Raw genomic sequence first — 22786 nt, forward strand, 5'->3', positions numbered from 1 at the left:
GGCACTGACTCAGCAAGCGCGGAGAGGAGTGCCCTCACCCGGATCGCTTCGCGATCCGACCTCTCCCGCAGGCGGGAGAGGTGCGCAGTGCCCGCCGCGGATCAGCAACCCATAGCGATCAGCGCCACTAATGCGCCTCGTCCCAATTGTCCGCCGCCCTCGCGTCGACCTGCAGCGGGACGTTGAGCAGCACCGCCGGGAAGGGCGCGTCCTGCATCACGTGCTGGACCACCGGCAGCGTCGCGGCGACTTCGTCTTCGGGGACTTCGAAGATCAGTTCGTCGTGGACCTGCAGCAGCATCTGCGCGCTGAGCTTCTTCTGCGCCAGCGCGTCCTCCATCCGCACCATGGCGCGGCGGATGATGTCGGCGGCGGAGCCTTGCAGCCGGGCATTGATGGCGGCGCGCTCGTTGAAGGCGCGGATCGACGGGTTCGAGGCCTTGATGTCCGGGTAGTGGCATTTGCGGCCGAACAGCGTTTCGACATAGCCGTGCGCCCGGCAGAAATCGCGGGTCTCGTCCATATAGGCGCGGATGCCGGGGAAGCGTTCGAAGTAGCGCTTGATATAGGCGCCGGCTTCTTCGCGCGGGATGCTCAGTTGGTTGGCGAGGCCGAACGCCGAGATGCCGTAGATGATGCCGAAATTGATTGCCTTGGCGCGGCGCCGAATTTCCGACGGCATGCCTTCGACCGGCACGCCGAACATCTCCGACGCCGTCATCGCGTGAATGTCGATGCCGTCCTGAAACGCCTTCCGAAGCGCCGGCACGTCGGCGACTTCCGACAGCAGCCGCAGTTCGATCTGCGAGTAGTCCGCCGACACCAGCTTGTGGCCGGGCGTCGCCACGAAGGCGCGGCGGATCTTTCGGCCGTCCTCGGTGCGCACCGGGATGTTCTGCAAATTCGGCTCGTTCGACGACAGCCGCCCGGTGGTGGTGGCGGCGAGCGCGTAGGTGGTGTGGACGCGGTGGGTCTGCGGATGCACGTAATTCGGCAGCGCGTCGGTGTAGGTCGAGCGCAGCTTCGACACCTGACGCCATTCGAGAATTTTTCGCGGGAATTCGTGCCCTTGTTCGGCGAGTTCATCCAGCACCTGCGCCGAGGTCGACCACGCGCCGGTCTTGGTCTTGCTGCCGCCCGGCAGGCCCATCTTGCCGAACAGGATGTCGCCGAGCTGCTTGGGGCTGCCGATATTGATGTCCTCGCCGGCGAGCTCGCGGATTTCCGCCTCGATCCGCGCCGCCGTTTGGGCGAAGTCGGACGACAGCCGCGCCAGCACCTGGCGATCGATCGAAATGCCGCGCCGCTCCATCCGCGCCAGCACGCCGACCAGCGGGCGTTCGAGAGTCTCGTACACCGCAGTCATCGAGCCGGCGACGAGCCGCGGCTTGAGCACGCGCGCCAGCCGCAGCGCCACGTCGGCGCGCTCGGCGGCGTAGGCGGTGGCGCGGTCGATCGGCACCTGGTCGAAGCCGATCTTGTTTTTGCCGGTGCCGGTCAGTTCGCTCAGCGTATGCAGCGTGTGGCCGAGATTGCTCTCGCTCAGCGCATCCAGCGCGTGGCTGCCGCGGCCGGCGTCGAGCGCGTAGGACATCAACTGCGGATCGTCGATGTTGCGTAAGCTGATGCCGTGCTGCGCCAGCAGCACCGCGGCGAACTTGATGGCGAAGCCGACCTTGGCAAAGCCGGCGGATTCCAGAATCGGCCGCAGCGCATCCAGCGCGTCCCGCGTCCCGATCTGATCGGGCGCGAGCCCGGCGGCGAACAGGCCGTCGCCATCGCCGTTCTGCTTGTGGGCGAGCGGGATGTAGCAAGCGTCGTTCGGCCCGACCGCCAGCGCGAGGCCGATCAGCTCCGCCTGCATCGGATCGATCGACGTCGCGGCAGCTTCCAGCGCAACGACGCCGGTCTCGTGAATCCGGGCGATGAAGCCGTGCAACTCGTCGAGGCTGTGTAGGGTCTTGTAGGCGGTGCGATCGACAGGGACTTTCCGGGCCGCCTCTGCGCGCGCGGCGACCAGCGCCTCCGGCGACAACACCACGCCCGCTTTGCCGTCGCGCCCGCGCCCCGCGTTCAGCGGACCACCTTGCCCCGCTTGCGGCGCGCCCCCTCTCCCGCTTGCGGGAGAGGGCTGGGGTGAGGGCTCTTGCCCCGAAAACAGGTCGCCGCCCGCGGCAGCGCCACTCTTCGCCAGTGGCGGAACGGCCGATTTCAGCGCCGTCTCCGCTTCGACATCCGACGGATCGATCTGCGCGTAGTCGGCGACACGCCGCGTCAGCGTGGTGAATTCCATCGCCTTGAGGAACGCCACCAGTTTGCGCGCGTCCGGCTCGTGTACCGCCAGCTCCGCCAGCGGCACGTCGAGCTTGACCTTGTCGTCGAGCAGCACCAGCTGCCGCGAGATCCGCGCCTTCTCGGCATTCTCGATCAGCGCCTCGCGGCGCTTCGGCTGCTTGATCTCGGTGGCGCGCGCCAGCAGCGTTTCGAGATCGCCATATTCGGTGATCAGTTGCGCCGCGGTCTTGATGCCGATGCCCGGCACGCCCGGCACGTTGTCGACGCTGTCGCCGGCGAGCGCCTGGACCTCGACGACCTTCTCCGGCGGCACGCCGAATTTCTCGATCACTTCGGGCACGCCGATGCGGCGGTCCTTCATGGTGTCGTACATCGTGACGCAGTCGGTCACGAGCTGCATCAGGTCCTTGTCGGACGACACGATGGTCGCGGTGGCGCCGCGCTCGCACGCCTCGCGGACGTAAGTGGCGATCAAATCGTCGGCCTCGAAGCCGGACTGCTCCAGACACGGCAGGTCGAACGCCCGCACCGCCTCGCGGATCAGCGCGAATTGCGGAATCAGATCATCCGGCGCTGGCGGCCGGTGCGCCTTGTAGTCGGGATACAGCGCGTTGCGGAACGTGACTTCCGATTTGTCGAAGATGATCGCCAGATGGGTCGGCCGGTTCTCCGGCGGCATGTCGCGCAGCAGCTTCCACAGCATGTTGCAGAAGCCGAGCACGGCATTGACCTGCAGCCCGTCCGACTTGCGGGTCAGCGGCGGCAGCGCGTGATAGGCGCGGAAAATATACGACGAGCCATCGACCAGAAACACATGGTCGCCCTTGCCGGGCGGCTTGACGCCGACGGGGGCAGGGGGCGTGGCGGAGGAAGCGGCAGGCGTCGCAGCGGCGGACTTTGGCGTTTTCGGCATGGCCGCAACTTAAGGGCTTTTGCAGGATTTGGCACCCCTCCACAGGCCCGCGTTTGTTGCGATGCGCGTCCAGCCGTCATGGCCGGGCTCGTCCCGGCCATCCACGCCTTGAGCGGTGACGAAGCCCAAAGACGTGGATGCCCGGGCCGAGCCCGGGCATGACGTGGTTCAAAGTGTGGATCGCCCACTCGGGCCGCTTACGCGAACCCGTGCTTCCTCTTGCTCTCCAGTTCCTGCGCCTTGAAGGCGTTGAAGCGCGGCAGGAATTTGTCCCAGTCGATGATGTGGGCGTCGATTTCGGGGCCGTCGATGCAGGCGTGTTTGCGGACCAGCTTGCCGTCGATCGTCACCGGCACCATGCAGGCGCCGCACATGCCGGTGGCGTCCACCATAATCGAGTTGAGGCTCGCCACGGTCTTGACGCCATACGGCTTGGTGAGGTCGGAGACCGCCCGCATCATCAGCGGCGGGCCGATCGCGATCACCTCGGCGATGCTGCGGCCGATGCCCTGCTGGTTGGCCTTGATCATTTCCTCGAGCGGGCCGGTGACAAAGCCCTTCACGCCGTAGGAGCCGTCGTTCGTCGTGTAGATCAGCGACAGCTGGTCGCCGAATTCCTGCTTCAGCTTGCCGATGCGCTCGTCGTCGCCGGTCCAGAACAGGAACTCCTTGGCGCGGAAGCCGGAGATCAGGGTGACGTGATTGCCGAGCCGCAGGTGTTTGCGCATGATCGGATACACCGGCGGCAGGCCGACGCCGCCGGCGCAGAACACCACGGTCTGGTTGCCCTCGTAGCGGTGCAGCTCGCTGGCGCGGCCGAGCGGGCCGGCGATGCCGGAGAACGCATCGCCGATCGCCATGCGGTTGATCTCCAGCGATGACGTGCCCATGCCCTGCACGACGAGATCGATGGTGCCGTTCTCGGCGTCCCAATCCGCCAGCGTCAGCGGGATCAGTTCGCCCTTCTCCCACGGCAGCACGCGGACGAACTGTCCGGCCTGCGCCGAGCGCGCCACCATCGGGGCGCGGGGCCGAATATCGTGCAACCTCGGAAAGAAAACGAAATTACCGATTCATCAATTCACAATCCCATGCGGTTCAGGCCTTCTGCCCTCTAGGCCGAACGCTCCCAATAGGTCAAGTACGTAACGCTCACCCCACACACCGGGAGTGCCACTCGAATTCAATTGGGCTCGTCTAGCCGCGATGGCTCCCGTCAGTTCAGATTGAAGGATTGGAAGGAAGCTATTAGGTATTTCAAACCAGGACAAAAGAGCTTTATCACTTGTAACAAGTCCCGGGAACTTTGCATCAAGCTCACCAAATCTCGCCTTAATACTCTGCAGTTCTTGGGCAGAGTAATACATTATGTGACGTGAGAATGTTGTAAGGGTTGGACAGTATGCATCAAAGAAATGCACCCTATTGCCGTCGAGAGAAAATGGATGCACATAAAAGCGCGTCCTCTTGGAGTCGTCCACCTCGGAAAAATGCATGGGGGTATCAAGAGCCAGAAAGAAGAGCCAGTCGATGTATGCAAAGGATAGCGTCCTAATCATCCGCCCTTTCTCGCTAAGCGACACAAGGGCATCGTAGTGCTGGAATGAAGTGTCTGCATCTGTGCAGTGAATTGGCTCTCGACGTTCATTGAATTCGACATTCAATAAGCCGTAGGCAACAAACGCTTCGAGTTGTTCCATCAGCACCGGCGAGCAGTATCCGAACATTTCTTGGAGTATGAAAATTAAATCAGCACCGGCTACAGTGTCCATTTTTTCTGCAAGTTGTAGCATGCGATAACCCGCAAGCCCGTGCCAACGCAGTGAATGTTCTCTCGCATTTACTGGGTCGTACCAGAAGATGTTCGGAAAGACCTCGCCATCTGGAATGCGATAATATCGCCTTCGACGAGAATGAGGTGTCGACTCCAGATAGTTTCGTCCGGAAAGAAGTAGGTACTCCAGGTACCGGCTGGGCTCTTCGGCGCCTGTAACCTTCTGCCGGGAGGCAATGCTCTGGGCTTTGTTCATCATGACAAAGCACTCCAGGAGAGCGCGCAAGTCGTTGTCAAAAAGTATTGCGATTGTGCGCTCTTCAGCAAACGGGCGCGTCCCGGTCCCGCCAGCATTGCTTATGTAGCGATAGATGCGATTGATGTCGTCAACAATTCGCGGTAAATAGCCTTGTCCAATTTGTCTGACAGAATTCAGTAGCGCTTGTGGACTTTCTATCTCAGGATCGATCTTTTGCAGTTCGATCACTTTTTCTTCGAATCTCTCCCGCTCGGGTCCGAATTCTGCGCTCTCGATAGTTGCGGCGATTTTCTTTTCTAATACGACGCGGGCATTTGGACTGCTCAACTCGATAGAGGCGAATCGCACCTCCGGGCCAATCGGAGCGCTTGAGCCATGTGGTCGAATTAAAACCTCCAGCTCCGGTATCGTCTCAGGACGAGCAACCAGTAAAATCTTTGCCTTCTTGTTGCCCGTAATAGTGTGAATTGCGTCTATAAACTCCTTCGCGTCCGAGCACATCTCGATGTATAGTTTGTTATCCTTGCTCCAAGATACGTTGTCTATTCCGTCAACGATGCAGAGAACGCCGATCTTTTCCTTTGAGAGGATGGGTTTCAATGCATCCCAAACATCTAGCGCCGCGCCGAACACCTCCGAGTTGGAGTCTTCGAATGCGCTGTCAATGAAGCGCTCGCTCCAGAAGCCGGTGTTTATCGATACGACCCGTTCTTGGTGTCCCTGAAGAATTGAGATGGCTGCGTCAAATTTGACGCGCTTGTCTCCTTCGAGCGTCTTCGCAAGTGACGTTCTCACTCTGTCAAATTGTTGGCTGTCAGCGGCAGCATTCTGAAGAAGTCCACTGTATTTCGCAAAGACATACGCGGAGTGCACTTTAAAATAATTACCTAAGTTCGATTTTGCGGAATCGAACCTCTGTCCTTCTCTGAGTTGGTATACTTTTGTTGCGTCAATTCGGAACCAAGCCAAGTTGAGGTCGACTTCTAGTTTTGTCTTGGTGTTATCATTAAGCCATTTATTCAAAAGTGCCGTCTTACCAATGCCTCGAGATCCAATTAGGGCGATGTAATCATGCTTATTGACGCAGTCGGTGATGAGGTCGCTGATCGCTTCAAAACCGCGATGCTCGTTCGATGTCCGGGGTGCGCTAGTAGAATAGGTTGCATTGAATTTCAAGATGTCCGACGTCTTGTTTGGATTTGCGGGCAAGCTCCGAAACGTTGATTGCATCAAGTGGGATAGAGCTTTGCGGCTTTCTACTAGTTCTTCCAGTAATGGAGCTTTGTAGTTTTCTTTTCGTCGAAGAAGGGCGATCGCGGATATGTATCTGGTATTTCGGACTTCTTCTGTGAAAGCGGTTTGAGTGAACTCGATGAGTGTCTTTGCGATTTCAGTTGGTGTTAGTTTTGTAACTTTAGAGAGCATTGCATTATCCCGCGTTGAAAGAGTTTTTGCGTTCCAATTCTGTGAATGCCAACTCAATAAGTCGCGCCCGCCAATCGGTAAAGTCCGGCCTCACAAAGATGCTATCAAGGTGATCTAATAAATCTGAACTGGATTTATTCTTGGGATCTATTAGCAATTTCAGTCTAGCGATAGTTCGGTGCGCGTCAGATACCGTGGCCGGTGTCTTCTGATTGTACGTTATCGCTAGTAGCTCTGAGAATGCCTCCCGCTTCAAGCTCTCCTTCTTCTCTAAGAGGAGTAATGAATTAGTGAGGAGGGAAGCATTCGTTGCTTTGCTCATTGCCCTGAAGGAGAGGATTGCGGCAAGTGCTGCCGCTAAAGCGCCAACGGCTCCTCCCAAGAATGGCCCCCACCACGTGGGCGCGGCCGATGCTGCTTGTATCAAAATCGGGCAGGCGTCCGGCATCGAATCTCCTTCGTATGTTCTTTGTGTGCAATTGATCGAGTTGTGCAGTGCGGTAGAGTCTAGTTATCAATTGGGCTGAGTGGATCGGAGATTAGGGCGACGTCACTCTTGACCTAGGCGTCGCCTTGCAGATGCTTACGCGAACCCGTGCTTCGCCTTGCTCTCCAGCTCCTGCGCCTTGAAGGCGTTGAAGCGGGGCAGGAACTTGTCCCAGTCGATGATGTGGGCGTCGATTTCCGGACCGTCGATGCAGGCGTGCTTGCGCACCAGCTTGCCGTCGATGGTGACCGGCACCATGCAGGCGCCGCACATCCCCGTGGCGTCGACCATGATCGAGTTGAGGCTCGCCACGGTCTTGACCCCATACGGCTTGGTGAGGTCGGAGACCGCCCGCATCATCAGCGGCGGGCCGATCGCGATCACTTCGGCGATGCTGCGGCCGATGCCCTGCTGGTTGGCCTTGATCATCTCCTCGAGCGGGCCGGTGACGAAGCCTTTGACGCCGTAGCTGCCGTCATTGGTCGTGTAGATCAGCGACAGCTGGTCGCCGAACTCCTGCTTCAGCTTGCCGACGCGCTCGTCGTCGCCGGTCCAGAACAGGAACTCCTTGGCGCGGAAGCCGGAGATCAGCGTCACGTGGTTTCCGAGCCGCAAATGCTCGCGCATGATCGGATACACCGGCGGCAGGCCGACGCCGCCGGCGCAGAACACCACGGTCTGGTTGCCGTCGTAGCGATGCAGCTCCGAGGCGCGGCCGAGCGGGCCGGCGATGCCGGAGAACGCGTCGCCGATCGCCATCCGGTTGATCTCCAGCGACGAGGTGCCCATGCCCTGCACGACGAGATCGATGGTGCCCTTCTCGGCGTCCCAGTCCGCCAGCGTCAGCGGGATCAGCTCACCCTTCTCCCACGGCAGCACGCGGACGAACTGGCCGGCCTGCGCGGCCCGCGCCACCATCGGCGCCCGCACGGTGAACTCGACGATGCCGCCGGCGAGCGGCACCTTGTTGACGATGGTCTGGGCAATCTGGCCGAGCTCGGTGTACTTCGCGGCGCGTTCGACGCGGTCCTTGATCTCGGCCGCCGTGAACGGAATCTCGCCGACGATTTCGCGCGCTGCCGCCTGGCCGTCGCCGGCCGCGCGGATCGCGGTGGAGCCGCCGCGCGCGGCGTCGCCGCCGGTGTAGACGTCCTTGATCGAGGTGCGCTGCGAACCTGCTTCGACCTCGATGGTGCCCCATTTGTTGGTCTTCAGGCCGGGCTCGGCGTCCTTCATGATCGGGTTGGCGGTGTTGCCAAGCGCCATGATGACGAGGTCGACCGGCACGCGTTCGATCTGCCCGGTCGGCTTCGGGCTGCGGCGGCCGGACTTGTCGGGTTCGCCGAGTTCGTTGACGTCGAGCAGCGCGTGGGTGACGAAGTGGGTGTGGTCGTCGCCGATGAATTCGCGCGGCGCACGTAGTACCGCGAGATTGATGCCTTCTTCCAGCGCGTGATGCAGCTCCTCGACGCGGGCCGGCATCTCGCTCTTGGTGCGGCGATACACGATTGTGACATTGCCGCCCAAACGTTTCGCGGTGCGCGCCGCGTCCATCGCGGTGTTGCCGCCGCCGATCACGAACACGTTCTTGCCTTTGGTCTCCGGCAAGGGAGTCTCATAGCGATCGTCGAGGCCGCGCATCAGGTTGACGCGGGTCAGAAACTCGTTGGCCGACATCACGCCGAGCAGATGCTCGCCGGGCACGTTCATAAACGTGGGAAGACCCGCGCCGGTGCCGACGAAGATCTTCCAGAAGCCTTCGGACTTGAGATCCTCCAGCGTCGCGGTCTTGCCGACCACAAAATTCTTCACGAAGCGGCCGCCGAGCAGGATGATCTTCTCGACGACGTCGTCGATCAGGGTGTTGGGCAGGCGGAATTCAGGAATGCCGTAGCGCAGCACGCCGCCGAGGTCGTGGAACGCCTCGAAGATCGTGACCGGGAAGCCTTCGACCGCCAGCAGATAAGCGTTGATCAGGCCGGACGGACCGGAGCCGACCACCGCGATCGGCGGCTTGGCCGCCGCGGCCCACGGGCTGATGCGGCCGGCGAAGCGCGCATTGGCGTTCGGGTCGACCAGCTTCTGATGCTCGGGCAGGTACCACTCGAGCTGGCCGATCTCGATCGGCCGCTTGGTGTGCGTGCAGACGCCCTGGCACTGCAGTTCCTGCGGGCAGACCCGGCCGGTGACGTTGGGCAGCGGATTGCAGCTTTCGATCAGCTCCAGCGCTTCGCGATGCTTGCCGTTGCCGAGCAGGTCCAGCATCTCGGGGATGTGGATCTTGACCGGGCAGCCGCCCTTCGGCTCGCTCTTGCCGTGGATCAGCACGCCGAGTTCGCACGGCTTGTCGTCGCACTGCTTGTCGCGCATCACTTCGAGCCAGACGAACAGCTCGCACTCGCGCAGCGAGTAGCCGATCGACTGGTAGCCGAGATAGCCCTGGTTGACGAGCTCGAAGTCGACCGCGCGCTGCTCCGCCGGACGGATGTAGGGCGGGATGAACGCCTCGCCCGGCCAGCCTTCCGAGAGGTTTTCGAACATCGGGTAGCGGCCGCGCAGATGCACGTCGATCGCCTTGATGAACTTGCGCTTGAACTTCAGCGGCAGCGCCCAGATGAAGCGCTGCAGGATGATGCTCATATCATCGCCGCGGGCCAGCAGATTCCACAGCGTGGTGGTGAAGGCTTCACCCAGCTCTGCCTGCTGGAATTCCCAGACGATGGCGCTGGTGCCGTCGGCGATGAACATGTTGCGCAGCGATGCCGGGTCATTGACCAGGCGCTTCTGCAGCAGCGCGAGCTGTTTCTGGAACACGCCGACCGCTTCGCTGGCCTGCAGTTCTTCTAGCTCGCTCTTGGAGCTTTCGAGCGTGCTGCGCGCCTGCTGGTAGCGCAGCACATCGTTGGAGATCGTCCCGGTCACGCTCATCGGATGATCTCCGCGTCGCAATTCGCCGCCGCGCGGCTGAGCTTGGCCGACAGTTCGGGCGTCACCTTGAGCTTGCCGAACACGCCGGGGATCACATGGGCGACGTCCTTGGGGGCGCCGCCGACGACGATCTTGGTGAGTTCGAACACTTCAGGCACGTCCTGGTAGCAGCTCTTGCAGTTGGTGCATTTGTCCAGATCCGCATCCTCGATGTGGATCGGCTCGGCACCATTGCCGTTCGCCGCCTTGGCGCCGTTGGTCGGAGCCGCCGCCGGGGCCGGCGCGAAGCCGTTCATCAGGGCGCCGAAGCCGGCCGCGGGTGCGTTGGACGACGCGGCCAGTTCGCTCATGCCGCGCGCGATCGTATCGAGCGAGGATTCGCGGGCCTTGACCTGCTCCTCGTACTGCTGCTGCAGCGCTTCCAGTTCGACGCGGTGGCTGTCGTCGAGCGCGCGGACGTCGAAGCCGGCGAGCACCTGCAGGGTGCGCCAGTATTTGCGCCGCTCCTCGACCAGCGCCACCACGGTTTCGCCGACCGCCATCCTGACCAGCTTCTTGTCGGCGTCGGCGACGTGGATGAACGGCGTCTTGCCGGCGCGACCGGCGGCGTCGAGCGCGACGTATTCGTCGATCGGCAGGGCGCCCTCGTCCTTCTTCAGCAGCTTGAACTGCTTGCGGAAGCGGACTTCGGTGTAGGCGAAGTCGGCCGGCGTCAGCTTGGCCTTCAGGAGCTGGGTGGCGCCGGCGTCGTCGACATACTCGATCGACTTGCTGGCCCAGTCCTGATCGGCCTCCGGGTTGCCGTCGAGGCAGAAGGCGCGCTCCAGCTTACCGACCTTGCGCGGATCGTGGACGAACACCGGATTCATCCGGCTCTCGACCGCGAGGCGCGCCTGGCGGTTGGCGACGGCGTCGCCGATGCCGTGCTCGGCCTGGCACGGGGTGTAAACGTCGAGCACGGCCGGCGACGAGGTGTGGTTGAGGAACTCCATCACGTTCTTGAGGAAGTGGCCCTGCAGCGCGGTCGCGGTCTGCACCACGAGCACGCTCGGATGGAACGAGGCGATCAGGCCGAGTTCTTTGCGCGACTCCTGCTTGCCGTGATTGGCGACGCCGAACCGCGACAGGTCGGAGTCTTGACCGGTCAGGCTCGCGGTCGAGGTTTGGCCGCCCGTGTTGGAATACGCACCGGTGTTCAGCACCACGACCTTGATCGGGGTCTTGGTCGACAGCAGCCGCGACAGCGCGCCGAAGCCGATGTCGTAGGTAGCGCCGTCGCCGCCCATGCTCAGCACGGTCGGCAGCAGGCTGCGTTCTTCCGGCGTGAATTGGCCCCAGCCGAAGTAACGGAAGTAGCCATCGTGCTTGGCCGGATCATAGGCGTCGGCCAATTCCAGCTTGGCGACCCGCAGCGCGCGGAAATCGTCGGAGGCCTGCGCGGTGAGGCCTTCGAAGATGCCTTTCGCCACCGCCGGCGTGTCCTGGAACAGGCTGTTGACCCACGGATCGGTGTAGGGGTTGAACGGGAAGGTCGAGGCGTACACGCTCGAACAACCCGTCGCGTTGGCGATCACCATGCCGGACGGACCGTTGCCGGTCGGGCCGCTCTCGTAAGTGTACAGCCGCTTCTCCAGCGTCTTCAGCGTCGCGTCGATCCGCGCGGTGCGCTCCGCGTCGGCGGCGACGTCCGCCCGCTTGGCGGTGAGCTGGTCGATCAGGGTTTCGAGTTCGCGGGTGTGGTCCTTGCGACGCTTGTCGTGGATCGCGTGGTTGGTCGAGGTGACCAGCCGGATCGCGGTGACTTCGCCGCAGCCGCGGCAGGCGCCGTGGCCGCCGGTGGTCGCGTAATAATTGGCGCGATCGAGCATCAGCCGCTTGGTCTCGCCGTCCGGCTTGGTGGCGCCTTCGGTGAACCTAGCCGGGGTGTTGGGCGTGCGGCTGAGGAATTCGAACCGGGCCTGCAGCTGTTCCAGCAGCGGCTCGTCCTGCTCGCGATCGACCAGCGCGCCGGGGCCGCAGACGTCGATACATTCGAGGCAGCCCGAGCACTTCCACGGATCGACGCTGACCGAGTAGAGGCCACCCGAGCCCGGCTGGCTCTTCTCCATCGCGTCAAAGAACGGCCGCGTCCGCGCCACCGGATACACCGACAGCGCCGCTGACAACTTGCCGAAGTTGCGGTTCAGCGTGGCGTTGTCGACGTTCAGCGCTTCGGCGGCCTGGGCGACTACGTCGGCGAACGGCTTGTCGTCCTTGGCGGCGCGATACACCTCGCGGATCGCCTCGCTCAGCGCCGGCACTTTTTCGCGGAGCGCATCAGCTTGCGCGGGCGCGATGTCGAGCTGCTTGATCGCGGTGCCGAGCAGTTCGTGGATGTCGTGCACGGCGTTCGGGATCGCGGCGTCCGGGCAGACCAGCGCGCATTCCATGCAGCCGGTGCACAGGTCGGCGTTGAACTCCGGCACGTTGCGGCGGAACAGGCCCTTGTCCTTGGCGGCGGCGGAGCCGGCCGGCATGAACATGCCCATGCCCGGCAGCACCGGCGCATCCGCGATGGTGCCGTCGCGGAACGGGCCGGCCAGCACGTCGTCGTAGTACTCCGGATCGAGGAAGCCCGACGCCTGCGCCGGCGCGGCGGCGCGGCACATCGAGGCCGAGATCGCGGCGTCGGCTTTCTTCTTCGGCGCGGCCTTGATGGCGTCTTCGCTGAATTCAGGCGCGTCGACGTCGACCCGGTGGGTGGCTTCCAGGCCTTCGCGGATCACCGCCATGTTGCCGTCGACGATGTCGCCGCCCTTGGCGCCGAACTTCTTGCTGATCTGCTGGCGGATCTTGGTCAGCATCGCGTCCTGCGAGGCGTCGGCGACGACGCGGTCGACATTGCCGCACACCGCGCCGATGAAGGCGATGCCCATCATGCGGGTTTCGAGCTCGGCGGTCGGCGCGTGACGCTTGGCCACCGCGAAGGCGTCGATCACGTAGAACTTGATGGCCTTGTCGCGGATGGTCTGCCGCGCCTTGGCGGGCAGGTCACGCCAGACTTCGAGCGCCGTCAGGTTGGTCTGCAGGATGAAGGTGCCGCCCTGCACTAGGCCGCGCAGCGGGTTGGTGTGCACGAAGACCTTATGATCCGGCGAGATCACGATCTCGACGTCTTCCAGCTCGGCGTTGGTGATCTTCACCGGCTCGGGCGACAGCGTGATGTAGTAGTTGGTCGGCGCGCCGCTCTTTTCCGAGCCATATTTCGGCGCCGACTTCGAATGCATGTCGAGTGCGCCGGCCAGAATATCGGTCAAGAGCTTGCCCGACGCGATGGTGCCGTAGCCGCCGATCGAGTGGAAGCGGATGCGGAAGGCGGAGGGCGGCAGCAGGTTCGGGTTCGTCCCGGTTTCCAGCGCCATGTACTGCGTTTCCGGATAGGCCGCCTTCAGCCGGTTCTGCAGCGCTTCCATGCGGGGCGACGCATTCTCGGTGAAGAACCGCGTGCCGAGATACACGAACGGCGCCGAATCCTGCTTCTCCATATTGGCGTAGCAGGCGATCATGTCGCGCGGCTGCAGATCGTGGCCGCCGAGGCCGAAGATCGCAGTGGTGATCTTCGGCAGTTTGTCGAGCGCCGGGATGCCGGCATGACGCACGCCGGCGTCGCCGTTCTCGCGCGCCTTGCATAGCGCCTGCGTCACGAGCTGGGTCAGCGCGGTGACGTCGGAGCGTTCCAGCACGGTGACGGCGGTCTTGCCCTTCAGCGCTTCGACCAGCTCGGCTTCCGGGAACGGCTGCAGCATCTTGATCGACACCACGCCGACCTTCTTGCCCTGCGAGCGCAAATACGCCGCGACCGCTTCGGCATCGTCGGTGACCGAGCCCAGCCCGACCACGACATGCTCGGCGTCGTCGGCGAGATACGTCATCACCGGCTTGTATTCGCGGCCAGTCAGCGCGGCGTATTCGTCCATCGCTTCCTTGACGAAGCGCGGCACCGCGTTGGCGAAGTGGGTGCGGTGGTCGACCGCGCCGGCCTGGAAATCCGGCTGGTTCTGCACGCCGCCGGTGAGGCCCGGATTGTCGATGTCGACCAGCGCCGGCACCAGCTGCCGCGTGCCCTTTTCTGGTGCGTTGATCCACTGCCGCTTCCACGGGCCGCGCAGTTCTTCCGGCACGTAAGCGAGCGTCTCGGCGACGATCTTGCCGTCATTGTCGGTCTCGATCGCGTCGGCATTGTCGTCGAGGAATTTCTGGAGCGACGCCAGATCAGTCGCCACGAAGTCGGTGTCGTGCCGCAGCAGATATTGCTTGAGCTGGAACACGCGGCCCTTGGCGCCGAACAGCATCTCCTGCGCCACGGTCGGGCACTTGATGCGGCCGGACGGGTCGCCGAGGAATTCGCGCAGCAGCTCCGGCTCCGGCATCAGCGCTTCGCTGAGCATGTGCGAGGTAGCGAAGCCGTCCATCGCATTGGCGACCGGGATCAGCGAGGTCGCGGCCACCTTGTAGGAGATCGCCGCGAGGTCGGCGGCTTCCTGCGGATTGGAGCCGAACAGAATCGTGTAGCCCGACGACAGCAGCGCATAGACGTCGTCATGGCCGGCCATCACGTTGAGCGAGTGCTTCGACACCACGCGGGCGGCGACCTGCAGCACGAAGCCGCCGACCTTCTTGCCGACCGTCACATAGTGCGATTCCAGCCCGTACAGGATGCCCTGGGATGAGGAGGCGTTGGAGATGAACTTGCCGCCGGTCAGCGCCGCGCCCAATGCGCCCGATTGCGCCGAATGCTCGCCCTCGGGCTCGAAGAAGAACGGGTGCTTGCCCCAGACGTTGCAGCCGCCGGAGGAGCGGAACGCCTCGTAGATCTCGGAGATCTCGGTCGAGGGCGTGATCGGATAGCCGATGACGCCGCCGCAGACATGCCCCATGACCTGCGCCACTGCGCCGTTGCCATGAATGACGGAGGGAATGCCGGGATACTTTGCGTTCATGGGTCGTTCCATTTCGTTGAGTGGCGGCGCCGCGAAGCGTGTCGCGGCTGTGCTCGAGAGAAGCGTTTCCTGGCCGCGGCGGCTGCTCGGCAGCGGACGGCGGACTTCGTCTTGATCTTCAGAATTGGCTTCCGGCGGGGATGAACCTCCGCGATGGTAAAGCCGTAGCCCTGTGTGCGGTGCACTAGCACGAGGGCGAAACCGTCGATTTGACGCGCATCAAAAGCAAAGCTTTCGTGGTCGTTTGAGAAATATAATTTCAATATCGGTTCTGCGAAGCATCTGCAGGTTTGATGATACGGGCGCCCGCGCGAAGCCATGTTGCATTGCACCTAAAGGAGAAATTGTCGCCCGAGCGGCATCGTTATATACGTACCTATACGACGGTGTGTCCGGAGCCTATCTGCCGGGTCCGTGCGAGGAGCGTCGGCTTTGCCGACGAGTGGCCGATGACCTTCGATTCCCAATGCGATCTCGCGGCGCTGGTGTACGAGCCGGGTGACGATCCGGACGAACTGCTTCGGGCGTTCGCGGACGATCTCAAGGCGCGCGGCACGCGCGCGGTCGGTCTGGTGCAGTTCGGGGATCGGCTGCACGGCGCGCCGCGGCTGTCGGCGACGCTGGTGCATAGCGGCGAGCAAGTGTCGCTGTATCAGGACCTCGGGGCGGAGGCGACCGGCTGCCGGCTCGACCCCGGCCAGCTGCTCGCGGCCGGCGGCCGCGTCGGCTCGGCGATGGACGAGGGCGCCGACATCGTCATCATCAACCGCTTCGGCCAGCAGGAGAGCGAAGGCCGCGGGCTGTTGCATCTGATCGTGCGTGCGCTGAGCGCCGATATTCCGGTGGTGATCGCGGTGCCGAGCAAACGCTTCGATGCGTGGATTCGCTTCGCCGATGGCATGAGCGTCCGGCTGCCCTGCGAGCGCCGCGCGCTCGAGGCGTGGTGGTCCAATCTGTCCCCACGCGGCAAGGCCGCATCGAGCGGCCATACCACGATATGCGAAGCCTACAAGTAAGCGATCGGCGCGCGGCTCCAGCGGCGAAAGTCAGCGCTTCTCCGGCGCGGCGTCGCGGGCGTGGTTCTGCAGATAGGACTGCAGCAGCGCGACCTCGTCGGAGTCGAGCGCGGTGAATCGCTTCATTGCGTTGACGTGGCCGATCCACTGATTGGCGGTGGCGATGTTCGGTGCGCGCAGCGCGTGGCACATCGTGCAATTGTCGTCGTTGATCCGGGCGCCGATCCGCCACAGCGGATCGCGCGACGGCGCAAAGCCGCCGACGGCGACCCAAAGCACCAGCCGGGCGCGGGTCCAAAGCTGGTCGGTGTCGGCGTCGGTGACGGTTTCGAGCGTCGTCAGCTTCTCCACCGCGGTCTCGTTCAGCGTCGCCACGAGCACGCGCTGGCTCGGGCGCTGATACAAGATCTCCGGCGAGCCTTCGCGCTGCCAGCCTTGCAGCTCCACTTCGACCGCGTCGCCGTCGAGACGCTGCACGGTCACCGCCGCCGCCGGGGCGATCTCGCCGTCGGGCTCGCCCTCAGCCCGCGCCAGCCGGAACGGCGTACGGGCGATGGCGTAGAGCGTGGCGCCAGCGGCGGGTGTGAGCGTCTTCGCTTCCGCGGCGAGCTGCGCGAACGCGGCGCGATGCCGGGCGGTGATGTCCGGTAGCTTGTGGGCGATTCCCTTGTGGCAATCGATACAGGTCTTCCCGGCCTTCATCGCCGCGGTCATCGCGCTGGCCGCCTTGGCGCTCTGCTTGTGGAAGTCCATCGCCTCGAAGGAATGGCAGTTGCGGCATTCGCGGCTGTCGCTCGCGCGCATCCGGTCCCATTCGTGGCGCGCCAGTTCGTGGCGCTTGGCTTCGAACTTCTCTTGCGTGCCGATGCTGCCGATCGCCCAGTGATACAGTTCCTTGGTCGCCGTCACTTTGCGCGTCACCTTGTGCAGCCAGTCGCGCGGCACGTGGCAGTCCGAGCAGGTCGCCCGCACGCCTGTGCGGTTCTGATAGTGCACCGTCTTCTTGTACTCCTGATAGACGTTGTCGCGCATCTCGTGACACGAGACGCAGAAGCCGAGCGTGTTGGTGGCCTCCATCGCCGTGTTGAAGCCACCCCAGATCACGACGCCTGCAATCGCCGCCAACACCGCAACCGGCGCCAGCGACCACGGCGATCGCATCCATTTGACGTTCATCTGCTCATTCCTCGCCGCCGGCGGGGGGGGGGGCGGCGACAGCGCCTGCTGCCGGCAACGAAGGGGCGGGCGGCGTCGCCGCCGTCCGCCCTCGAAACCTCCGTGCACCGATGATGATCGGCCTCGTCGTCAGTCGAACGGTTTCGGCGGCGTGGTCTTGTCGGTCGACGGCGGCAGGATCGGCAGCTTGAAGTCGGGCTGATCGCCGGTCAGCGTCTTCAGGAAGGCGACGACCTTGGCGTTCTCGGCCGGCGTGAATTTCTTGCCGAGCTGGATCCGACCCATGGTGTCGACCGCGTCGGACAGCGTGGTCGCGGCGCCGTCGTGGAAGTAGGGATAGGTCAGCTCGACATTGCGCAGCGTCGGCACCTTGAAGTTGAAGCGGTCGGCTTCCTCCTTGGTGACAGCGATGCGGCCCTCGGCCGGATTGTCGGTCTTGTAGGGCTCGACCAGGCCCATCTTCTGGAAGGTGTTGCCGCCGACCGCGGAGCCGTTGTGGCAGGCGGTGCAGCCGGAATCCTTGAACAGCTCGTAGCCGGCGAGTTCGGTCGGCGTCAGCGCCTTCTTGTCGCCCTTCAGCCATTTGTCGAACCGCGAGTTCGGCGTCACCAGCGTCTCCTCGAACGCCGCGATCGCGCGCGTGACTTCCTCGATGTCGATCGTGCTGGACTTTCCGAACACCGACTGGAATTCGCCGACATAGCCGGGGATCGACTTCAGCAGATCGACCGCGAGATCATGCGTGAACGCCATCTCGCCCGGATTGGCGATCGGGCCGCCGGCCTGATCTTTCAGGGTGGGCGCGCGGCCGTCCCAGAACTGCGCGACGTTCAGGCTGGAATTCAGCACCGTCGGCGAGTTGATCGGACCCTTTTGCCAGTTGTGGCCGATCGATGTCTTCAGATTGTCGGTGCCGCCCATCGACAAGTTGTGACAGGAGTTGCACGAGATGAAGCCCGACTTCGACAGCCGCGGATCGAAGAACAGCTTCTTGCCGAGCTCGACCAGCTTGGCGTCTTTCACCACGGCGGGTTTGATCGGAGAGATCGGCTCGTCGGCAGATCGGGCGGGCAGCGACAACGTCAGCGAGACGGCTGTCGCCAGCAGCAGCATGGTCGCGAATTTCATGAGTGAATCCCCAGAGTGACGCGCATCGTGAGGGCGACCCACGGTCACGCCGCCCCGATGCGGAACGTCACTAGAGTAATTCTTATTCGCAGCTGATGGCTTTGATCGGAGTCAATCGCGGAGCCGCGCGAAGCTCGGGCGGTCTCTTCTAAATATCTGGCATTGTTCCGCTTTTCGGCGATGTCGTGCGGTGATCGACGAAGCTCGGCCGAAAGTCGAATGTCATTCCGAACTGCAGAAAGCGATCCGGCGCGCGAGGCCCCGGATCGCCGCGATTGGTCCTCTGCGTGACTTAGTCTTCCAGCAGGCTGCGCAGCATCCACGCCGTCTTTTCGTGGACGTCGAGCCGCTGCGTCAGCAGATCGGCGGTCGGCTGATCGTTCGCCTCGTCGACGATCGGAAACAGCTCGCGCGCGGTGCGGGCGGTGGCTTCCTGCGCCGACACCAGGTGACGCACCATGTCCAGCGCTTTCGGCTGGCCTTCGACTTCGGCGATCGATGCCAGCTTGACGAACTCCTTGTAGGTGCCGGGCGCCGCGAAGCCCAGCGCGCGGATCCGCTCGGCGATCTGATCCAGCGCTGTCCATTGCTCGGTGTACTGCGCCATGAACATCGTATGCAGCGTGTTGAACATCGGGCCGGTGACGTTCCAATGAAAATTGTGCGTCATCAGATACAGCGTGTAGGAGTCCGCCAGCAGCCGCGACAGCCCTTCGGCGATCTTGGCGCGATGCTCCTCGGAAATACCGATATTGATCTGGGGGGCCTTCTTCATTCCATGTCCTCGGTTTGTGCGGCCGAATGGAGCGCCGGACGCGCATCGGCCGCAGAGCAGGCGCTATTAGCACGCGCTGCCGCGATTGGATCGATCGACGCGCGAGAACGGCGCGTCGCGGGCTTCGACAAAAGAACAACGTTGCTATTATTTTTGGTAACTAACTACCCTGTCATTGCTTTGGGTCAAATCTAAGCGGCTTCCAACTTACTGATCCTACAAAACAAAATCTTTGACCGCGGCCGGTTGTCGATTGCAATTAGTTCCCAGAGTTAGTCGCGTTAGAAATTCGGGGACCAAATGATTTTGCAATCTGTCGTGGCGTGCGGTCGCCACATGACGTCTTGTTTTGTTGTTACTCTCGGCGTGCTGATGCTCGGCCCGGCCGGCGCGCAAGCCGGTGACGCGCCGTCCTGGCTGTCCGCGGCTTCGGCTTCGGCTTCGTCGGGTGGTCTGCGCGCGATGAAGCCGCGCACAGACCTGCTCGACGCCCAGGCGCAGCATGACGGTGTCGATACCGAGCATATTTTCGGCTTCAGTATGGGCTCGGATATCGGCAAGAAGGGCGAGATCGAACTCGAGATCGAGAATGTCGGCCGCTTCAGCAGACGCTTCGGCTCCTACACCGGCGTCGGCGTGCTGTCGCAGGTCAAGTTCGTGCTGACCGACAATTTCCGCGTCGCGCCGGGCGTCAGCCTTGCCTCGACACGGGTCAGCGGCGTGCCGGATATGATCGACAATCGCCGCACCGCGCTCGCCGGCGCATCGCTGGAATTCCGCTACAAGCTGCTCGATCGCGATGTCATGCCGTTCGGCCTGACGCTGCACGCCGCGCCGAGCTGGAACAGGTTCGACGAAGTGACCGGCTTCGACATCCAGACCTATGGCAGCGAATTCGCCGCCCTGATGGACAAGGAGCTGATCCACAACATACTGTTCGCCACCGTCAACGTCTGGTACTCCGGCGGCGCGTCGCGCGAGCTCACCGACCAATGGACGCGCGATTCCGAACTCTCGGTCAATGGCGCGCTATCCTACAAGGTCGGCGCCGATCTGATCGTCGGCGTCGAGGCGCGCTATCTGCGGGCCTATGACGGCCTCGGCCTCGACCGCTTCGTCGGTGACGCGGTGTATCTCGGGCCGACCTTCTCGATGCACCTGACCGAAAAAATCGGCATGTCGGGCACTTGGAGCACGCAGGTGGCGGGCAAGGCAGTGGGCGACTCGCGGCGTCTCGACCTCAAGGACTTCGAGCGCCATCAGGCGATGCTGCGGCTGAACTATCTGTTCTGAAGTTCTGTGCGAGACGTCGCATCAAACTCAGTGGTTGGTCATGGCCGGGCTTGTCCCGGCCACTGACGTTCTTGTGGCAGCGCCCTGTCTGGACGCGTGGATGCCCGGCTCAAGGCCGGGCATGACGGTACGGAAGGGCGTGCCTGATTTCGGGGTAGGTCAGTCGCCGATGGCGACGAGCACGTCCGAAGCTTTGATCACCGCGGTGGCCGCCTGGCCCTTGGCGAGCGCGAGTTCCTCGACCGCCTCGTTGGTGATTGCCGCGGTGACGACCGCGCCGCCGCCGATCTCGATGCGGACGTGCGAGGTGGTGGCGCCCTTCTGGATGTCGATGATGGTGCCCTTGAGCTGATTGCGGGCGCTGATCTTCATAGTCGAATCTCCTAGTTGCGAACGAGCCCGATCAAGGCTAGCGTTATATAGTCAATCTATATGACCGCTAGTGAGCCAGCGCGAGTCCTTCTTATGTCGATGCCGATCGAGGCCACGATTACACTTAAGACAAAGGACCTGTCCGGCGTGGGCCGGGATCGCATCCGCCTGTTGCAGGCGGTGGCGCGTGAAGGCAGCATTACCGCGGGCGCAAAGGCGGCGGGCCTCAGCTACAAAGCGGCGTGGGACGCGCTCGACGCGATGACCAACATGTTCGGTCGCCCGCTGCTGGAAACGAGGACCGGTGGCAAAGCCGGCGGCGGCGCCATGCTGACGCCGACCGGTGTGCGCGTGATCGAGGCGTTCGGCCGCTTGGAGGCCGAAATGGCGCGGGTGTTCCGAAATCTCGAGCCGGACCTCGCCGGCACCGGCATCTCCCCGATCAATCTCGTCTCCGGGTTCTTCATGAAAACCAGCGCCCGCAACGCCCTCCGCGGCACCATCACCGACATCCGGTCGGACACGCTGAGCGCCGAAGTCGCGGTCGCAGTGTCGGCCGACACCACGATCTATGCGCTCCTGACCAGCGAGAGCGTAAGCAGCCTCGGCCTGGTCGTCGGCCGCGAAGCGATCGTGCTGATCAAGGCGCCGTTCGTGCTGATTTCGCCGGGCACCGAAGCGCCGCTGGTGTCGGCGCGCAACTGCGTCCGCGGCGTCGTCCGCCGTGCCGACATCTCGGCGGTGAATGCCGAGATCGTCCTCGACATCGGCGACGACAAGACGCTGGCCGCCTCGATCACCGCGCGCAGCGCCGCCGACATGAAGCTGTCGCCCGGCGATCCGGCCTGCGCCTTGTTCGACGCCGCGCACGTCATCGTCGCGATCGATTGATCACCATGCATCCGCGTCATTGCGAGGAGCGAAGCGACGAAGCAATCCAGGAGCCCCCTGCAAGTGGCTGGATTGCTTCGTCGGCTGCGCCTCCTCGCAAAGACGGATCAGAGTTCATCGTCCACACTTAGGAGTCTCGCCTTGAAACACGTCCTCAAACTCGCGCTGCTCGGCGCTGTCGCGGTCGGCATTTCCGCCACGCAGGCTCTCGCCGCGTCCACCAACGTCGCGGTGGCGGCGAATTTCACCGAGCCGGTGAAGGAGATCGCCGCGGCGTTCAAGGCCAAGACCGGCCACGAACTGGTGCTGTCGTTCGGCGCCAGCGGCCAGTTCTACACCCAGATCACCCAGGACGCGCCGTTCGAGGTGTTCCTGTCGGCCGATAGTGCGCGGCCGAAGAAGCTCGCCGAGGAAGGGCTCGGCGTGAAGGACAGCGTCTTCACCTACGCGATCGGCAAGCTGGTGCTGTGGAGCAAGTCGCCCGGCGTAGTGAAGGGCGAGCAGACCCTGAAGGACGCCAAGTTCGCCAAGATCTCGATCTGCAACCCGGTCGCTGCGCCGTACGGCGCCGCCGCGGTCGAGACCATGCAGGCGCTCAAGCTCGACGCCGAGCTGAAGCCGAAGCTGGTCGAAGGCGCCAACATCACCCAGGCCTATCAGTTCGTGCAGACCGGCAACGCCGAAGTCGGTTTCGTGGCGCTGTCGCAGATCATCAACGACAAGGACGGCTCGCGCTGGGTGGTGCCGCAGAAGCTGTACAAGCCGATCACCCAGGATGTCGTGCTGCTGAAGAAGGGCGAAGCCAACGAGGCCGCCAAGGCCTTCGTCAACTTCCTGAAGGGCCCGGAGTCGCGTGCCATCATCGAAAAGTACGGCTACGAAGTCGCGCCCGGCAAAGCGAGCTGAATTCATCCGCTTGAGACGGAGCGTTTCGCGAATGACAAGAGCTGTGCGGCAACTGCTCCCTCTCCCCGCGTGCGGGGAGAGGGCCGGGGTGAGGGGGCTTCTCCTCCTGCCTGAGCCGCTCGGCCGCGTGGAAGCGGGGGGGGGGGGGGGGGGGGGGGGGGGGGGGGGG

14 protein-coding genes are annotated in these 22786 nt (G+C 63.3%); 4 read left to right on the forward strand and 10 right to left on the reverse strand.

The features are described 5' to 3' along the window. Window positions 1-127 precede the first annotated feature (127 nt). From polA to LPW26_RS23745, 6 genes are all read right to left on the reverse strand, one after another. The gene (gene polA / locus LPW26_RS23720) at window positions 128-3208 is read right to left on the reverse strand and encodes a DNA polymerase I (RefSeq protein WP_238738190.1); all 3081 of its coding nucleotides are present in this window, start codon (window positions 3206-3208) and stop codon (window positions 128-130) included. 197 nt (window positions 3209-3405) lie between these two features. Then, a complete protein-coding gene (locus tag LPW26_RS23725) occupies window positions 3406-4281 on the reverse strand; it encodes a sulfide/dihydroorotate dehydrogenase-like FAD/NAD-binding protein (protein ID WP_319942196.1) in 876 nt (291 codons plus the stop codon). Window positions 4282-4284: 3 nt separating this feature from the next. Further along, window positions 4285-6666 carry a hypothetical protein gene (locus LPW26_RS23730; RefSeq protein ID WP_238738193.1) on the reverse strand — a complete coding sequence of 794 codons (2382 nt, stop codon included), beginning with the start codon at window positions 6664-6666 and terminating at the stop codon, window positions 4285-4287. Window positions 6667-6670: 4 nt separating this feature from the next. Then, entirely contained in the window at window positions 6671-7114 is a 444-nt protein-coding gene (locus LPW26_RS23735; RefSeq protein WP_238738195.1) for a hypothetical protein, read from the reverse strand. Window positions 7115-7249: 135 nt separating this feature from the next. Beyond that, the gene (locus LPW26_RS23740) at window positions 7250-10081 is read right to left on the reverse strand and encodes a sulfide/dihydroorotate dehydrogenase-like FAD/NAD-binding protein (RefSeq protein WP_238738196.1); all 2832 of its coding nucleotides are present in this window, start codon (window positions 10079-10081) and stop codon (window positions 7250-7252) included. Further along, window positions 10078-15060 (reverse strand): 2-oxoacid:acceptor oxidoreductase family protein, encoded by a 4983-nt coding sequence (locus tag LPW26_RS23745; RefSeq protein ID WP_238738197.1) that lies wholly within the window; start codon window positions 15058-15060, stop codon window positions 10078-10080. The genes LPW26_RS23740 and LPW26_RS23745 overlap by 4 nt, the downstream gene beginning before the upstream one ends. A gap of 449 nt (window positions 15061-15509) precedes the next feature. On the opposite strand from LPW26_RS23745, the gene LPW26_RS23750 reads away from it, so the two are divergent. Further along, window positions 15510-16076, forward strand: a complete 567-nt coding sequence (locus LPW26_RS23750) for a DUF2478 domain-containing protein (RefSeq protein ID WP_238738198.1) — start codon at window positions 15510-15512, stop codon at window positions 16074-16076. Between the two features lie 30 nt (window positions 16077-16106). Here LPW26_RS23750 and LPW26_RS23755 read toward each other — a convergent pair whose 3' ends face one another. The 3 genes from LPW26_RS23755 to LPW26_RS23765 all read right to left on the reverse strand — a co-directional run bounded on the left by LPW26_RS23755 (window position 16107) and on the right by LPW26_RS23765 (window position 19155). Continuing rightward, a complete protein-coding gene (locus tag LPW26_RS23755) occupies window positions 16107-17252 on the reverse strand; it encodes a NapC/NirT family cytochrome c (RefSeq protein WP_238738199.1) in 1146 nt (381 codons plus the stop codon). Window positions 17253-17381: 129 nt separating this feature from the next. After that, the gene (locus LPW26_RS23760; RefSeq protein WP_319942195.1) at window positions 17382-18380 is read right to left on the reverse strand and encodes a cytochrome-c peroxidase; all 999 of its coding nucleotides are present in this window, start codon (window positions 18378-18380) and stop codon (window positions 17382-17384) included. A 292-nt stretch (window positions 18381-18672) separates the two neighbouring features. Continuing rightward, window positions 18673-19155 (reverse strand): Dps family protein, encoded by a 483-nt coding sequence (locus LPW26_RS23765; RefSeq protein ID WP_238738200.1) that lies wholly within the window; start codon window positions 19153-19155, stop codon window positions 18673-18675. Between the two features lie 336 nt (window positions 19156-19491). On the opposite strand from LPW26_RS23765, the gene LPW26_RS23770 reads away from it, so the two are divergent. Next, window positions 19492-20448, forward strand: coding sequence for a hypothetical protein (locus tag LPW26_RS23770; RefSeq protein ID WP_238738201.1), 957 nt, complete (start codon window positions 19492-19494; stop codon window positions 20446-20448). Window positions 20449-20607: 159 nt separating this feature from the next. Here the strand turns inward: LPW26_RS23770 and LPW26_RS23775 are convergent, their stop codons facing one another. Then, window positions 20608-20820 carry a TOBE domain-containing protein gene (locus LPW26_RS23775; protein WP_238738203.1) on the reverse strand — a complete coding sequence of 71 codons (213 nt, stop codon included), beginning with the start codon at window positions 20818-20820 and terminating at the stop codon, window positions 20608-20610. A 99-nt stretch (window positions 20821-20919) separates the two neighbouring features. On the opposite strand from LPW26_RS23775, the gene LPW26_RS23780 reads away from it, so the two are divergent. After that, a complete protein-coding gene (locus LPW26_RS23780; RefSeq protein ID WP_319942197.1) occupies window positions 20920-21711 on the forward strand; it encodes a TOBE domain-containing protein in 792 nt (263 codons plus the stop codon). 141 nt (window positions 21712-21852) lie between these two features. After that, window positions 21853-22617, forward strand: a complete 765-nt coding sequence (gene modA / locus LPW26_RS23785) for a molybdate ABC transporter substrate-binding protein (protein ID WP_238738207.1) — start codon at window positions 21853-21855, stop codon at window positions 22615-22617. The last annotated feature ends 169 nt before the right edge of the window (window positions 22618-22786 follow it).

This window comes from Rhodopseudomonas infernalis, assembly GCF_022271405.1.
In the GTDB taxonomy this organism is placed as follows: Bacteria; Pseudomonadota; Alphaproteobacteria; order Rhizobiales; family Xanthobacteraceae; genus Rhodopseudomonas; species Rhodopseudomonas infernalis.

Excerpts from the sequence above, each read along its gene's own strand:
- LPW26_RS23735 (WP_238738195.1), bottom strand. The coding sequence starts at position 7,114 with ATGCCGGACGCCTGCCCGATTTTGATACAAGCAGCATCGGCCGCGCCC.
- LPW26_RS23740 (WP_238738196.1), bottom strand. The coding sequence starts at position 10,081 with ATGAGCGTGACCGGGACGATCTCCAACGATGTGCTGCGCTACCAGCAG.
- LPW26_RS23755 (WP_238738199.1), bottom strand. The coding sequence starts at position 17,252 with ATGAACGTCAAATGGATGCGATCGCCGTGGTCGCTGGCGCCGGTTGCG.
- LPW26_RS23780 (WP_319942197.1), top strand. The coding sequence starts at position 20,920 with ATGCCGATCGAGGCCACGATTACACTTAAGACAAAGGACCTGTCCGGC.
- LPW26_RS23760 (WP_319942195.1), bottom strand. The coding sequence starts at position 18,380 with ATGAAATTCGCGACCATGCTGCTGCTGGCGACAGCCGTCTCGCTGACG.
- polA (WP_238738190.1), bottom strand. The coding sequence starts at position 3,208 with ATGCCGAAAACGCCAAAGTCCGCCGCTGCGACGCCTGCCGCTTCCTCC.
- LPW26_RS23765 (WP_238738200.1), bottom strand. The coding sequence starts at position 19,155 with ATGAAGAAGGCCCCCCAGATCAATATCGGTATTTCCGAGGAGCATCGC.
- LPW26_RS23730 (WP_238738193.1), bottom strand. The coding sequence starts at position 6,666 with ATGCTCTCTAAAGTTACAAAACTAACACCAACTGAAATCGCAAAGACA.
- LPW26_RS23775 (WP_238738203.1), bottom strand. The coding sequence starts at position 20,820 with ATGAAGATCAGCGCCCGCAATCAGCTCAAGGGCACCATCATCGACATC.
- LPW26_RS23745 (WP_238738197.1), bottom strand. The coding sequence starts at position 15,060 with ATGAACGCAAAGTATCCCGGCATTCCCTCCGTCATTCATGGCAACGGC.
- LPW26_RS23770 (WP_238738201.1), top strand. The coding sequence starts at position 19,492 with ATGACGTCTTGTTTTGTTGTTACTCTCGGCGTGCTGATGCTCGGCCCG.
- LPW26_RS23750 (WP_238738198.1), top strand. The coding sequence starts at position 15,510 with ATGACCTTCGATTCCCAATGCGATCTCGCGGCGCTGGTGTACGAGCCG.